Here is a 16,511-nt window from a genome sequence, read left to right as displayed (position 1 = left end):
TCCTTTTTAGTGATTTTTCTGCCTGAAGCCACATAGGATATTCTCTTGAATCCAGAATTGTAAATAGCTAAAGATCTTTCCTTCAATTCATCTTTAGATAGGAGAGGATAGACTTCTATATCAGTATCATAATGATTTGATTGAGCACAGAACTTGCAGTTTTCACTGCATCTTCCACTTTTTACATTGATTAACATACATGCATCGAATGAATTTCCACAAAATGACTTTCTTATCTCATTTGCTGCATTTGTCAAATCATCTAAAGGGACATCAATCAAATTCATTGCATCTTCTTTAGTGACTTTGTAATTATTCAATACCTTATCTTTTAGCTCATTTACATCAAACATGATACCACAAAACATTACAATTGTTATAAAAAATAACTATCATTATTCTTAAAAATTTAAATCTTAACAAAAAATAAAAAACTTGATAAAAAGTTTGGTTAAAGTTTTCTAGCAAAAACCAAATAACCGCTATGACCAACCATTCTTGTTTTTGGTCTGGTTCCTTGAGGCCTTATTTCCATTTCTCTCTCAAGGGTTTCAAGAATAGTGAGATCTCTGAATCCAAGTTTCTTAGCAACCCTATATGCTATTTCAGCTTGGTCAATGTATGGAGCGTAAACAGCAAGCCATCCTCCAAGTCTTAATGCCTTTTTGACATCCTCGAATATTTCAAATGGTTTTGGAAGGTCTAGGAAAATCAGATCTATCTCCTCTTCATCGATTCCATCCTTGATGTTTTGGTTTTTGACTACGATGTTCTTTATTCCAAAGTCATCGATATTTTTCTTAGCCACTTCTGCAAAGTCTTCTCTGATTTCATATGTGAAGACCTTTCCTTTATCTCCAACAACATTTCCAAAGTTCAAGGCAATAGCTCCAGCTCCAGTACCTGCATCCACAACTCTGTCTCCTGAACCTAATCCAGTACGTGCAAGAACTGTACCAATGTCCTTTTGGATAAGAATGGAACAACGCCTATCCATTAAATCGATGAAATCATTTACAGTTGGCTTGATAACCTTAAACTCCTTATTTAAATGAGTGATTATTGTATCACCAATAGTAGCTCTTTCCATTTGCTCCTTTTTTATGATACCTAAATCAGACTGAAACTCTCTGTCTTCCTTGATTAGGTATTTCTTTCCTCTTTCATCCATTAAAATCTTCAAATAATCACCATCTAAATGAAATTTATAATAATTGAAAAGTAATTGCATCAATATAAAAAATTAATTTGAAACTAATAGTTATTTTTAGCTTTTATTATATATAATAATTTTTTTAAAAAAAGTGAAAAGTTAAAAAAAGAAAACTAATAATTTTAAAAAAAAGTAAAAAAAGAATTAAAGAAATTGAAGGTGAGAAAAAAGTATCAGCTTACCTTTTGACAGTTGCTGATTTTTTTACAGTGTCTTTAACATAAGTAGCTTGATATTTGACTTTTTTGCCCACTTTAAGCTTTTTAAGAACTGCTTTTTTAATGGTAACCTTTGCAACTCCTTTACTGTTTGTCTTAGCCTTATATGTTTTGCCATTGAACTTGAAGGTGATCAATTTATTTTTAAGATATTTTCCTTTGACCTTCTTCAAGGATGCTGTCAATACAAGCTTTTTGGCAGATTTCTTAATTTTCACTGCCTTCAAGACCAAGATTCTTTTTACAATCACTTTCTTTGTAACTGTTTTTCCTAAGGATTTAGCTGCAACAGTATAGGTTTTTGGAACTTGCACTATCTTGAATTGAGCTATTCCCTTGCTGTCAGTCTTGACGGTTTTATACTTCTTGCCGTTTACATAAAAGGTTACATTGACTCCTTTAGCGATTTTGCCATCTTTTCCATAAACAGTTACTTTGAAATAAGTTCCATCATAGTATGACATGTTGATGTCCTTAGCCACCAATCTTACAGGGTGAGGCAAAATATCAAATGAGTATTCCTCTGCAAAATGGCCATAGTAATCATCATTGTAGTCAAATAATATTTTATGTTCGCCAATGGAGAAATTTGACATCTTAATGCTTGCCTTACCATCAACCAAGCTTACAGTAATTGGTTTTCCATCTAAAGAGACTGATAATTCACCATTTGCTTGAGAAGGCACTTGGAATGTGATGGATTTATTTGTACCATACTTTTCATCATAAGGAATCTTGACTAATGGCTTAAGGGTATAAATTTGTCTATATGAATCCTCAACTTCATAATCACTGCCTACATATTTTGCAGACAAGACAGGTTCTCCAAATGGCACACAGGATAAGTTGAGCACTGCGATACCATTTTTCAAATCAACAAATCCATACTCTTCATCGGTATAATAATTAAATACAACCAATTTTCCACTTGCATCAGCAGGCAATATCAAATCGACAAGGAAGCCATTTGGATATAGGTCATCCCTAGAATTGAATTCTATCATCGGTTTTACATTGAATGTAGTGGTGTTGGAAAGCTCATAGAAAAGCTTGTTGTCTCCATAAGCTACAGTAACCGTATGGGTGCCTATGCTTAAGGAATTGAAAGGTATTTCCACATACCCATCATCAATGGCACATCTTTGAGGTTGATTGTCAAGAATTAAGTCAATATATCCGGTAGCACGGTATGGAACACGTACATGAATTGTCACAGTTTCCCCATAACGTTGATCCCTTATGGCAAATTGAGGATAGTCATTTACCCCAATTTCAAGAAGATACAATAATTTAAAAGTGCTGGTTCCTGTTATCTTACCCATATTGCTGTCAAATTCATAATGCAATGTATGAATTGCTGAACTTGAATTGGTAGTTAAGTATCCAAGATACACAGGGACATAGTATGGAACATCATCTTCCCCATATGGATCGTGATATCTGGCATAGCTGACAAATTCATCAAATAGCTTTTCATCATCCATCCAGACTTTTAGGGTACCGTTGGCATCTGGTGAAATGTCAATGCCAATGCAATCGTTTTGATTGAGAACTATCTCTTCACCATGAGTTACATTAATAATTTCTCTATCTGAACTTCCATCCTCTTTCAAATCCTCTAGATTTGTTTCTTCAGATTCAATAGGATTTTCCTCTTCAGCAATTTGAGAAGAATCCGCATTTTCCTCTTCAAGACTAATTGAAGAATCAACATTTGCATCTGAAAGAACTATGGAAGTATCCTCATCTGCAACAGATATATCTTCTGTTGCACTAACTCCTCCTATTATGATTGTTAGCAATAGCAAGCCAACAATGATTGTTTCACAAAATTTCAATTTTAAAACCCCTCAAGCTTATAATGAATTATCTATGTTAGATAGTATTTAAAATTTTATAATATTTAATAAAATATGGGGAAGGGTTAAATAAAAAGTAATTTAAATCAATGCCACGTATTAAAAATCATTTCTAAAATAAGTAAAAAAATTTAAATCACGCCACGTATTAAAAATCATTTCTAAAAGAAGTAAAAAAATGTTAAAAATTAAAAAAAGTAAAATAAAAATTATTTAAAAGAAAAAGATAAAAAAATAAAAATTATTTAAGTTTCTTTTGGTCAGTATCCCTTTTGAAGTAGAGATATTTGCCATCAATGACTTCACGAATGTTCTTGGCTGTTTTCTTACCGATTCCTTCGACTTCCTGAAGTTTTTTCTCATCAGCTTCTAAAACAGCTCTGACTGTTCCGAAGTGTTCCATCATCCTTTTAGCATGAACAGGACCTATCCCTGGCAATGATTCGATTATGAACAATTGCTGTTCCCAAAGGTTTTGAGGTTTTCTTTCTGTTCTTATTTGAATGCTGCGTTTTTCTCCTTTCTGTTCCCTTGTTGCAATTCTCTTGATCATTGCAGCAGTGTCTTCAGCAGTTCTTGTTGGAATGATGCTTATTCCATAATCAAGTGCAATTGAAGTCATTGCACCTCTTATTGCATTTGGATTGATGAATCCTGAGTAGAAATCATCCCCTTCAAGAATCATGATTGGTTTCTTGAACTCTTCCATCATCATTCTTGCCTGCTTGAAGAGTCTCTTATCCACTATTGAATCAACAAAGTCCTTTGCTGTTTTTCTTTCAATAGCTACCTCTTCGCTGACCTGATAATCTGCAACAGCCATAGTATTTACCTTGACTTTAACGCCAATGGTGTCCAATGCTCTGATGACTTTGGAGTTTCCTTCCCTTGAATCAACATAAACAACAAGTTCCTGATTTTGAGGATTCTTAGCAAGCTCTTCATAAATGGAATCTTCTAAGGATTGCTTTTCTTTTTCCTTGATTTCTTCCAGCTTGATTTCATTTTCATTCTCAAGATTGATTTCCTCAATGTCTTCATCGTTGGTTTCTTCCTCAAGAGAATCATCCATATCGCTGTCGACTGGTTCCTCTACAATTGATGGTTCTCTCTTTCCAAGAACCTTAACTGTACGTTCTGCCTCAATCTTTTCAGCTGCATTGAGCTTAAGCTCTTCAATTGCCTCTTGTGTTGCAAGCTGTGATTTCATTCTGGACTCCCTTCTTACACTGGTCCAGTAATATCCTTCATCAATTGTCTTTTTGGTTATCAATACCTTCATTCTACCTGAAGATTTACGTCCAGTCCTTCCTCTTCTTTGAATCATACGGATTTCAGATGGAACCGGTTCGTATAGGATTACCAAATCAACTGCAGGGATGTCAATACCCTCTTCAGCAACACTTGTTGAGATTAAAACATCATAGTTTCCTGTCTTGAAGGATTTTATAATGTTTTTCTGCTCTTTTTGGGTCAATCCTTTCTTGCCGTCACTTGTTCCTTGGCCATAGAACCTTACGCTCTTGATTCCCTCTTTTTCACATCTTTCGTGAATCATGTCCAAGGTGTCTCTGAATTGTGTGAATACTATGATCTTTGGGCTGTCCTTGTCTTCACCATCATCTCTTAAGGATTTCAATCTTGTCTGGCCATCCATACCAAGCTCTAACTTAAGAAGTTCTATAAGCTTTTTCATCTTTGGATGCTCAAGACCGTATTCTTCAGCCTCCTTTGCAAGATAAACTGCCTTTGAGAAATTAGGATCAAGCAAAATGTTTTTAGCAGCACGAGTTGTTTTCTTTCTGAGTCTACCTACATAATCATTGAATGGAGCAACTCCTTGACTTTCCAACAATCCTAAAGCATGCTGCAAGTTGATTACAGCAGATAGAATGGATATTGCCTGGAAACATTCCTTAGGAGGATTTACAGACTGTCCGATTTTCCTTTGAACCTTAGACCTTGCCTTGAGAATATCCCTTTTGTTTACAGAAACTGTATTGATAATTCCCAAATCCTTCAATCCTTTCAATCTAACCTTCAAGGCTTTATTGACCAAATCTCTGATTTTCTCAAGCCTTGGACCCATTTCAACCTTAATCCAATCGATGTTGATTGGGTTGAAATATGGCTTTACATCAGGGTCTTCTTCAGTCTTGATTGTAATGTCTTGAATGAAAAGGTTTTCACAAACTTCCTTGATCTTGTTCTTGTCGTGACCAGGAGAAGCGGTAAGGCCTAAAATAAGATGGTTTTGACATTCCTTTACATATCTTGAAGCAAGATAGACATATGAATATGAGCCTACGGCGTGGTGACATTCGTCAAAAACAACCAAGGATACATCATCCAAACTGTATCTTTCATTCAATAAATCAGATTCAACGGTTTGTGGTGTTGCACAAATAACCTGTGACTCTTTCCATCTCTTTTCCCTTTCATCTGTCTTTACAGCTCCTGTAATGGATGTGCAAGGAACATTTAAGAAGTGCTTGAAGTTCTCTTCGTGCTGTATGGTTAATGGTTTGCTTGGAGCTAAAATAAGAATTTTTGAACCTTTTAACTTTTGAAGCCTATCTGCAGCTACAAGTATTGCTATGATTGTCTTACCTAAAGCAGTTGGAGCTACAATCATGGTGTTTCCGTTTTTCAATACGTCTGCTGCCAATACCTGCTGATATATTCTTGCTTCAGCTGAATTCGGCCTAATTAAAGGATGTTCAATATAAGTAACCATAAAGTAATATATGAAATAAATCTTATTTAAATATTTATAGACAGAGCCTGTGAAAAGTATTATTTGCTTATAATATTGATTTTATTTCGTTATTTTTAGTTTGATTAGAATATTGATTTCATTTCGTAAATTACAATTTAATTATAATATTAATATTATTCATAATTTATAACCTAATTATAATATTAATCTCATTTTGAAAAATAGTATTGAAACTAATAAAAAAACTGATTTTAAAAAAAGATTCTAAAAAATAGATTCTAAAAAAAGAGCTTTGTTAAATTTGTAAAAGTATGAAAAAAATAAAAGTAGAAAATCAATAGTTAAAAACTATCAATTTTCATTATTTACTAAATTTTGTGTTTTGTGTTTTCTACCTAAGTGAGTTTCAAGGTAACAGTTTTATTGACTTCAGCATAGGTGTTTGTAGCAGGTGCTGTGATCTTGACAGTGTAAGATCCAGCTTTGGTTAAGCTTACATTGACTTTAGCAACACCTTTAGAGTCAGTCTTAGCAGAGTATGTTTTGCCGTTAACAGTGAATTTGACTGTTTTTCCTACAATAGCTTTACCTGCTTTGGTCTTATAGGTTGCGCTTAAAGTCTTGGTCTTAGCACTTGCCTTATAGGTTGCACCGCTTGCAGTCAATTGAGCTTTTTGCTTATTGACATCAATCTTGACCACTTCAAAGGATCCTTCGTAGTTGTCGTCTCCTAAGAAAGTGATTGCAAATGTGTAAGGTCCAGAGTTTTGGAGGTTGATTTGCAATCTAGCTTGACCGCTAGCATTGGTTACCCTATTATATACGTTCGCGTTGAAACCAATGGACATAGCTTTTCCTTCTAAAGGTCTGCCTTTTTCATCCACTAAGGTCCAAGTGAAGTATTGACCTATTCTTCCATCTTCAGTTACATTGATAGCTGTAGTAGTCATGTTTCTAGCAATGATTCTGGTTTTCATTTGTCTTACATTGAATGTAGATGTGACAACAGTACCAGCATATGTGCCATCACTTACAAACTCAGCTATAGCTGTCTTGGTACCTGCATTTAATCCGCTGATTGTGGTTTTTCCTTGACCATTAGTTACAGTGATTTCTTTTACAACGTCTCCAATGGTAAGTTTTACTGTACCACTCATTTGAGTGCCGTCTTCAGCAGTTAAGACTACAACCACTTCTTCGTTTTCAGTGTATGTAATGTCTGAAACAGTCAATACCATATTGGTTGGGATTAATTTCTTACCGACGAATACGGTAGCTGATTCAGTTGCAGGTTTGTGGGTATCGTCACCAAGGTAGTCTACAGTAATGTCGTGGTCACCTTCATCATCAACAGGAATGATTACTTTACCATCAACAACATTCAATTCTTGAGGCGCGCCACCATCAACAGTAACATTTACTTTACCGTTGATTGGGTTGAGGTCACTGTCAATTAAAGTTGCTTGAGCAGTTTCATCTCCTCCGGAAATTACAATGATCACATCGTTGTAGTCGGTTACAAATATGGAACCTTCGCCGGTAGCTTCTGCATATTCATCATTACCGTTGAATTTAGCGGTAATAGGATATTCAGTAGTAGGAGTTTCGGTTGCAACTAAGTTTTTGACGGTAAGTGTTCCTTCACCATCAGTAACATCTACAGCGTAGTCAGTACCATCAAGGGTCACAGTTACAACACCGCTTAATCCTTTATCACCATCTTTGACAGTGATCTTGATGATTGCATCTTCTCCTTCCTTGATAGGATCAGCAGATACAGTCACTTCAGCAGTGCTGAACTTGTCGACTTCGAATGCAACTTGGTCGTATGAACCTAAGTAGTTTTCATTACCAACGAATACTACAAAGATACTGTGTTTACCAGGAGCTAAAGCTAAGTCTTCAGAGACATAGACACCATCTACGGTTTTTACACCTGATATTGGTTGACCGTCAAGTTCGAATGAAATGGATTCACTTAATTTGACATGGTCTTCCTTACCTTCAAGGGTTACAGTAGCCTTGCCTGTAGCAGGGTCATAGGTAACTTCAATAGCTGATTGAGCTTTGGAAACAACATATGTTCCGATTGCACCAGTTTCTACCTTATTGTAGTTGGTAGATGCATCAGCAGTTACATTGATTTCGTATTTGCCCACTTCTAACTGTTCTACTTCAACAACGACAGGAACGCCAGCTTCAGTTACCACTGCAGTGTAAGTTTTGTTTCCAACCAATACAGTGTAAGTACCAGGAGCAGAAGCGGTCAAGTTGATAGATCCAGTGTTAGGATAGTATACTTCATCGCTTGCAACGCTTACAACCACATCAATAGGTAAGACTTTGAAGTTGAAGTAAGCTTTTACAGTACCATAATTGTCATCACCGGAATAGGTAGCAGTTACAGTGTAATCACCAGCATCGAGTCCTTCAATAACTACTTCTTCACCAACAGGTTTTGTTACACTGAATTCAGTACCATCAATAGTGTAAGTAATGGTTCCGGTAGCGCCTTCAGTTAATGTTGGAACAATAGTGTTGGTTTGACCGTAATTGATTTCAGGGCTTCCTGTAATGCTGAATTCAGGAGCAGCAGGAACTACAGTATATTTTGCACTTCCTTCAGTACCAATGTAATTGTCACTGTCTGGAATGCTCCAAGTAATGTCATATTCACCTACTTCTAAACCTAATTCAACATCAGTGACAGTTCCTTTACCATTTTCAACTGTTACAGTGTAAGGTTTATTGTTTACATTGATTGTATATTCGCCATCATTGTTTGCAACAACATTTACAGTACCAGCGTTAGGGTAGTATGCAATTACATCTTCAATAGTGAATACTAATTGAGCTTTTTCAACATTAAGTGTAAGAACGTTGGATTCAGCTTCACTGTAATTTTCATCTCCACTGTATTTAGCTTTAATGGTGTGTTCACCAGCAGTTAAACCGGATACAACGAAGTTTTCACCTTTAGGCAATTGGGTTCCAGTAGTAGCGCCATCTACATAGTATGTAATGGTTCCAGTAGCATCAGCAGGAGCTAATGTAGGAGCAATAGTTACATCTTGACCATATACTGGAGCAGTGGTATTAGCAATGCTTAAGGTTGCTTCGTATTTAGGAACAACTACAGTTACTGTCTTAGTTACAGGTTCGTAGTCATCATTAGTGAAGGTCACTTCAACAGTGTGAGGACCAGGAGCAGCTTCAATAGGATATTCGATTGTGCCGTCTTCACCAATAGGAACTTCTATAGGTTCTCCACCATCAACCACAATAGTTGCGGTACCGCTTATAGGTTCACCAGTCTTATTGTCCTTAGCTGTAATGTCAACAGTACCGTTACCAGCACTTACTTCTACATCTGCAGCAAGTTTGTTGACAGTAGCCTCTACAGTATCTTGAGCAGGTTCATAGAACTCATCATCATATGAAACAGTGATTTCAGTAGTTCCTACAGGCAATTGACCAATGTTTACTTTACCGTCTACTACAGGATATTCTTTGGTTTCACCATTGATTGTTACATTTACTTTAGCAAGATCAACTGCAGCACCAGCACCATCAGTAGCAGTGATGGTAAGGACAGTGTCTTCACCAACAGTAACATCGTCAGCGGTTACTTCTAATTTCAATTCACTGGAAGGAGTGATCTTAATCTTTTCAGTGTCATTAAATGCTGAAGCATATTTATCGGTTGCGACGAAAGTAGCGTTAACATCAGCAGTTTCACCTTGATCTAATCCAGCAAGAGTGAATGTAGCTTCACCTTTACCGTCTACAAGTTCTACAACTTGAGTTTCACCGCCAACTTCCCAGCTTGCAACTACGATTACAGTACCATTGATAGGGTTTCCTTCTTCATCAGTTACAGTAATGTTGATAGTAGCAGGAGTTCCGTATTCAACTTCAGTACCATTTACGTAAACGATAGGAGTTACTTTAGGAACAGTTACAGTAGCAACTTTAGTAACATTTTCATAGTTCTCTTTAGCGAATGTTACTTCAACGGTATGAGCACCAGGAGCTGCATCGATAGGAACTACAGCATGACCGGTTTCATCAATAGTCACTTCAATAGGATGTTCAGTGTCTCCATCAACTATAACGGTTGCATTACCTGAAATAGGATAATCTCCATCAAATACATCAATTGTAATGTTTCCTTCACCAGGAGTTAAGACAAGATCAGGAACAGCTGGGTTTACAGTAGCATTTACTGCAGCTTCAGCGTCTTGATATACTCCACCACTAATTGAAACATTGATTTCAGTTACACCAGCAGGCAATTTACCAACAGTTACTTGACCATCTATTACAGGATACATCTCAGTTACGCCATCAATGGTTAGATTTACTCTAACGAGAGGTACAACGACACCTCTACCATTGGTAGCAGTAACAGTGAGGATAGTGTCTTCACCGTAAGTAACTTCATTAGCAGTTACTTCTAAGTTCAATACAGTAGATTCAGTAATGGTTAAGGATGCAGTTTCTTTTACAGATTCGTAATTGTCATTGCCTGTGTAGTTTGCAGTGATTGTTGCATCACCTAAAGCTCCATTGACTACAAATGTAGCTTCTCCATAACCGTTTTCATCCAATTCAACAACTTGAGTTTCACCATCAACAGTCCAATCGACAGTTACGATTACAGTTCCTGTGAGAGGGTCACCGTTTTCATCAGTCACTTTAACTGGAATTGTTACAGGTACTCCCCATTCAGTAGTAGTATCGTTGACTTCTACGACAGGAATTGCTTTAGGAACAGTTACAGCAACAGTTTGACGTGCTTCAGTGTAATTATCATTGGTGAAGATTACTTCAACAGCATGATTGCCAGGAGCAGCATCGATAGGAACTACAGCATGACCTGTTTCATCAATTTGAACAGTGATTGGGTGTTCGCTGTCACCATCGATTACAACAGTAGCAGTACCGCTGATAGGTGTTTCTCCGTCTTTGACGTCGATGGTAATGTTTCCTACACCAGGAGTTACAGTTAAATCTGGAACAGCTGGGCTTACGGTTGCGTTAACCTTAGTTTCTACATGACCATATACTTCGTCATCGATTGAAACAGTGATTTCAGTGTCACCAGCAGGTAATTTGCCAATGTTTACGTTTCCGTCTTCATCAACAGGATACTCAGTTGTTACACCATCAATTGTTATGTTTACTTTGCTTAATTCGATTTGTGCGCCTTTACCGTCAGTAGCTACAACATTGAGGATAGTGTCTCCACCGTAAGTGACTTCGTTAGAAGTTGCTTCTAAGCTTAAGTCAGTAGAGTCTTTAATGGTAATTTTCTCAGTATCGTTAACAGCTGAAGCATATTTATCGTTTTCAATGTAGGTTACGGTTATGTTAACAGTACCAGGAGCAACACCAGCGAGTGCAAAGGTAGCTTCTCCAGAACCTTCTACAAGTTCTACAACTTGAGTTTCACCGTCAACAAGCCAGTCAACAGTTACGATTACACTACCTGTAGTAACTGGGAGACCGTCTGGATCAGATACTGTGAATTTGACAGTAGCAGGTTGGCCATAATCTACGGTAGCACCAGTAACACTAATGACAGGAATTTCTTTAGGTACATTGAATCCTAAGTTAGCGAAATCACCTAAGTAATTTCTATTGCCTTCGAAACTTACAACAACAGTATGGTCACCAGGAGCTATGCCATTGTCGATAAAGGAGAAAGTACCATTATCGGTTCTAGCAGCAATATCTACTGGAGTGCCGTCAATAGCAACAGTTACGGTTTCATTTAATTTTTCACCGTTTACACCATCAAGGGTAATTGTGAAGTTGCCGTTTTCATAAGTTACAGCAATGTCAGATTGAGCTTTAGAAACAGTAGCACTTGCATTCTTATCTCCATAATACATGACATAATCGTCATCCATACCATCGAAGTAAGTAGTTACAGAGTAGTTGCCAACATTCAATCCAGTGTAAGTTCTAGATCCTTCACCATTAGTGATGGTGATTATTCCTAAACCTTTACCTTGACCGTTTGCATCAACAATTTGACCAGAGACAGTTCCATCTAATAAGTTACCATCAACGTCTTTCACATTCTTAATGGTGACAACAAAGCCTTCACCATAGGTAATGTTTTCAACAATCAAATCATAACTTGCATAATGCATCATGAAGTCGATTACAGCATCACCAGTGTAAACAGCTTCAGTGTAATTGTCATTTTCTAAGAATTTAGCTGCAATAGTGTATTCATCAGCTACTAAATCAGTGATAATTACTTGACCTTCACCATCAATGATTTCTACAGCATAGTTAGTACCATCAACAGTAACGATTGCAGTACCGTTAATTCCTTTGTTACCATCTTTAACAGTTACAGTAACAAATGCAGGATCGCCAGGCATTAAGTCATCATCAGCTTCAACACTAATTGTTGGAGTCTTCTTAGTTACGTTGAAGTGAGTTACAGCATCAACAACTCTGTAGTTAGGGTTGGTAAATACAACATGTACAGAGTGTTCACCGATTTCAAATCCAGTTAAGTCAATTTCTACTCTGCCGCCGGTTATTTCAACTTCAGGAGCGTAAAGCTCATCATCGATTTCAACAGCAACAACACCAGATAATGGATTGCCAGCTAAATCAGTTACATTTACAATGAGTTTACCTGTTTCATCAAATGCATAGTTAGCAGCACTTGCATTAACTTCAGCTGCAATAGGGTTGACTACAGCAACAGTGCTGTTGGTAGCTTCCTTGTGGATGCCATCATTTGCAGTTACTACAATATTGTGTTCACCAGCAGCTAAACTGCCAAGGTTGATAGTACCATCTGCACCGACTTCAAGCTCTTGAGCTTCACCGTCATCAATGGTTACATTGACTTTTGCAAGGGTGACTGCTACGTCTCTAGCGTTAACAGCAGTGACAGTGATAATGGTATCTTGACCATAGTCTACTTCGTTAGCAGTGACAGTGATATCCATTTCAGTAGTGTCGTTAATGATTAAGGTTGCAGTGCCTTTTACAGATTCGTAATTGTCATTTCCTGTGTAGTTTGCAGTGATGGTTGCATCACCTAAAGCTCCAGTGATTACGAATGTAGCTTCACCATAACCGTTTTCATCCAATTCAACAACTTGAGTTACACCGTCAACAGTCCAATCGACAGTTACGATTACAGATCCTGTGATAGGATTTCCGTTTTCATCAGTCACTTTAACCGGAATGGTTACAGGTACTCCCCATTCAGCAGTTGTGTCATTGACTTCTACGATAGGAACAGCTTTGTATACAGTGTAAGAAGTTTCTACAGGGTTTACTGGCAAGTATACGTTTTTATCTGAATCGGTAACATTGTTGAATACAACAGGGTAAGTACCTACATCAGGTTTAGTGATAGTTGTAGTGAACTTGTTGCCGTCAGTTACAGTAGCGGTTACTTCTGCACCGTTGATTGTTAAGGATACAGTGGAACCGGTTAAGTCATAGCTTACACCAGCATCGAAAGTACCGTTGATTACTTCATCTTCACCATAAGGAATGTTGTTTACTTCAATGGTTGTATCGTTAATGTCGAAAGTGTTTCTTTCAATTCCTTCAAGAGTTCCCATATTGAAAATATTACGGTCATCAGGAGCTGTGTTTCCACTGAAGGTTGAACGAGTGATGGTAGTTGTGATAGCTTCACTATCAATACTTACAGCACCATACATAAAAGCATTGTTATCAGTGAAATTACAATTGTCAACAATTAAGTATGCATTATCATTGTTAATGGTTCCAATACTGATTGCAGAACCAATACGAGCTTCATTACCAATAAATTCTGAATTGATAATAATACCTGAAGCCTTATTAGCTAAACGGATAGCTCCTCCAGAGGAACCGTCACTAGCATCACCTTTATTTTCAATGAACTTACAACCGTCAAGCATCAATACGGAATCATCAGTCCATGAACCAGCACAGATAGCTGCACCCATGGATCCAGTAGTAGGAGCACCTTGAGGTCCTTTAATGGTATTTCCAGTGAAGGTACAGTTTGCTATGTTTTCTACTATACATCCGTCATTGAAGTTGATACCAGCACCGACATAAGCGATGTTGTCTGTGAAATTACATCCAACAATTGCAGGAGCTATTTGGTTTAAGTTTTCTATTTCAACAGCACCACCGAAACGAGCTTCGTTGTTTTCAAATACTGAATCAATGATTTTAACAGTACCACTAGTAGCCCATGAAGCAACAGCACCAATACCACCAGTGTTGATGTGATCAGTTGGGTTGGTTGGAGTTGCAACGTTGTTCTTGAATGTAGAACCGGTAATTGTTAAACCAGTAGCGTCAGTTGCACTGAATATTGCAGCAGCACCATTGTTACCAGCACCGCCATTGACCTTGACAGTGTTGTCATAGAATTCACAATCGGTTACAGTTAAGGTACCATGGTTTACAACAGCACCAAATTTAGTATTAGTATTTTCTACACCAGTAAATGCTAAACCTTCTAATTTCACATCATTACCATTAGCAATGGTTAAAATGTTAGTGTCAGCTTTAGCAGCATCAAAGACAACTTTTAAACCTTCTCCAGCTTTAATGGTAACATCTTTGTTGACTAATACGCCAATGTTTCCTGCACCAGTGTAAGTTCCAGCTTCTACAACAGTAATGGTATCGCCAGTAGCTTGAGCAACAGCAAGAGCTTCTGCTAAGGTAGCGTATCCTAATCCGTTGGAGGATACTACAAATGGACCTTCTTGAGCAAGAACAGTTAAGCTTCCTGCTGGAATTTGTGAGATAGGTTCGTAATTAGGACCTAAATCAGCACTTAAGTCAATGTCATAGGTACCAGGTTCTAAAAGATCAATTACTTTGCTTGCAGTACCTTCTTCACCTACTTCGATTTCATAGTCTTTGTTTCCTACTCTGATTGTGTAAGTTCCAGGAACATTAGCATTTACAACAACAGTAGCTTGTGTTGGGTAGGTTACAGTATCAGCAGTTACAGTTACATCAGCTTTAGCTTTGTTTACAATGAAATCGTCTAAAGCAGTAGCTGCAATAATGAATTTATTGTTCTTAGCTGTTTCAGTGAAGTCAACTATTGCTACGGTGTATTCACCAGGCAATAAGTTTGTAAGTTCATAAGTGAATGGACCATTTACGAAGTTTTCTACTGTGAAGTCAATATCAGTTGAACCTCTGGTAGAATCAACAATAAGTCCAATTGGATTGTTGTTTACACCCCAAATGAAGTTACCAGTAATGATTGCACTGTCACCATAGGTGTATTCATCTTTATCTGCTTTTATGGTAGCAGTGGAAATTTCAAAGGTGTTTGCTTCAATGTTTAAGTCATCTGCTAATTTATAGATGTTAAATACATCAGGGTTAACACCATTGTTAGCGAAGTATGAACCTTTAATGTTTCCTCCTTCACCTAACCAGATGATTGCACCTGCTCCACCAGTGTTGGAATCGAAAATGGAATCTTCTACAGTACCTGAAGCACCAGCCCAGTAAATGGCATTACCGTGTGCAGCAGCTCCAGCTTTATTGGAAGTGAAATTAGCACCTTTTACAGTACCGGAAGTTCCTTCCCAGAAGATTGCTCCACCGTTTTGGGTAGCTTCATTACCAGTGAATACATTTGTGCCTTCAATTTTACCGTCTATGCCAGACCAGTGGATAGCTCCACCTTGTGCAGCCTTGTTGTCTTTGAATGTGGAATCAACTAAAGTACCTTCTTTGACTCTCCATTCGATAGCTCCACCGAAGTCTCTTGCTTCGTTTGAGTCAAATGTACAGCCTTCAACTTTACCTGTCCAACCGTGAACCCATAAAGCACCAGCACTACCGCCGTTAGCTTTGTTTCCAACAAATGTACAATCATTGATTAAGAAATTGTCTGCACCAATATATACAGCACCAGCGGAATTTCCACCTTGGTTATCTGTAAATACAGAGGAGGTTATAGCAGCAAATGCATCTCCTATGCAAACAGCACCACCAGATGGGAATGTATTTTCACCATTTGCGGTGTTTGAAGTGAAATTAGATCTCATTATGACTACGTAAGATCCATCTTCAGCATTGATTGCACCACCGGTTTTGGTAGCGAGGTTATTTACAAAGTTGACATTGTTTACAGAAAGTTTACCTCCGCTAAGAACATTTACGGCACCACCGTTAGTTGCTTTACCGTTGATTATCTTAATGTCTTTTAAGTTAACGACTTTGTTTGCAGCTACTGTGATGAAGTTATTGTTCTCTTCACAGTCAAAGGTTACTGCCAAATTACCTGCAGCAGCAATGGTAACACTTTTTTCAATGAGAAGTCCAGTGTTTTGAATGCCTTTGTAGACTCCTTCTTGGATTACAGTGATTGTGTCCTCTTCGGTAGCTACAGCAAGAGCTTCTTCTAAGGTTTGATATGCAAGACCGTTGGAAGAGACTACAAATGGACCAACTTGAGTGTCTTTGATTATGTTGAATCCTTCCCA

At 37.5% G+C, this 16,511-nt stretch carries 4 protein-coding genes and 1 pseudogene; all 5 read right to left on the bottom strand.

Annotated features, from left to right (window positions below; all coding sequences use genetic code 11):
• Positions 1-353, bottom strand: a pseudogene (locus tag ACKI67_RS02905) (biotin synthase BioB); the annotation flags it as partial.
• Positions 354-451: 98 nt separating this feature from the next.
• The gene (locus ACKI67_RS02900) at positions 452-1,183 is read right to left on the bottom strand and encodes a tRNA (adenine-N1)-methyltransferase (RefSeq protein WP_407461901.1); all 732 of its coding nucleotides are present in this window, start codon (positions 1,181-1,183) and stop codon (positions 452-454) included.
• A gap of 208 nt (positions 1,184-1,391) precedes the next feature.
• Entirely contained in the window at positions 1,392-3,269 is a 1,878-nt protein-coding gene (locus tag ACKI67_RS02895; protein WP_407461900.1) for a hypothetical protein, read from the bottom strand.
• 262 nt (positions 3,270-3,531) lie between these two features.
• Positions 3,532-6,027 carry a DEAD/DEAH box helicase gene (locus tag ACKI67_RS02890; protein ID WP_407461899.1) on the bottom strand — a complete coding sequence of 832 codons (2,496 nt, stop codon included), beginning with the start codon at positions 6,025-6,027 and terminating at the stop codon, positions 3,532-3,534.
• Between the two features lie 377 nt (positions 6,028-6,404).
• On the bottom strand, positions 6,405-16,511 hold a 10,107-nt coding region (locus ACKI67_RS02885), incomplete at its 5' end, for an Ig-like domain repeat protein (RefSeq protein WP_407461898.1).

Source organism: Methanobrevibacter sp., from assembly GCF_045577275.1.
GTDB lineage: Archaea > Methanobacteriota > Methanobacteria > Methanobacteriales > Methanobacteriaceae > Methanobrevibacter.
Note: the sequence above shows the minus strand (reverse complement) of the source record. Positions and strands in the feature narration are given on the sequence as shown.